The organism is Vibrio sp. 704, from assembly GCF_033339295.1.
Genome location: NZ_JAWOUH010000411.1, coordinates 1 through 722, shown reverse-complemented (window position 1 = coordinate 722; position 722 = coordinate 1). Strand labels below are relative to the sequence as shown.

Genomic DNA, 722 nt, shown 5'->3' with positions numbered 1-722 from the left:
TACGCATTTTAGGGTCAACAATGCGCAATAGCGCGATGCCCATTGCAACTGTGCCTGTTAGCCAGCCCCAGGAGAATATGCCTTTTTCAAACCAATCATCGCCCATAATTCGAGGCGCAACCCAGAAGATCAGCCACAACGTAAATGCGATGCCACCAATGGCGAGTACGATCATTGGCGCAAGGTACTGAGCAAGAACAGTAATTTTGATTGCTGAAATACCAAATATGATCAGGTAGTCGGTGCTGATACCAGCCGCGTGCTTAAATGCTCCATCACAAAGGTATCGTGACGCTTTGGTTTGTTTCGCGACAATTCGCACGAGCATTCCGCCCAAAAAGCCCGTTACAAATGTCGGAATTTGTACTTTGTCGTGGAACGACGATAAGTAGTTTGCTGCGACATAAGAGAAAGCCGTAACGACGACGACAAGGGCTGCGTGAATAGCAAATGAATCCACAGAGAGTGAAGACATTGTGTCTTTCATCACTGGTTCTTGTTCTGTTGGTTTGACAAGACCTTTTCGTTCATGTTCATCCATGCTGTCAAAAGTTGTAAAGCTTCGAATCCAACCCATTTTTAGAGCAAATTGAAGCATCAGCATGCCGATGGAAATTGAGATGAAGATACCGACTGTCGCAAAGGTCAAACCAAGCGTGAAGCCATCTTCCCAACCAAGACCCGTGAAAATATCTCCCACAACTGAGGCTGAACCGTGACCA

General features: G+C 46.3%; 1 protein-coding gene. It reads right to left on the bottom strand.

What is annotated here, in order from left to right; all coding sequences use genetic code 11:
- Window positions 1-722 (bottom strand): sodium/glutamate symporter (locus R7R24_RS26800; RefSeq protein WP_411978835.1); only part of this gene is annotated, 722 nt, incomplete at both ends.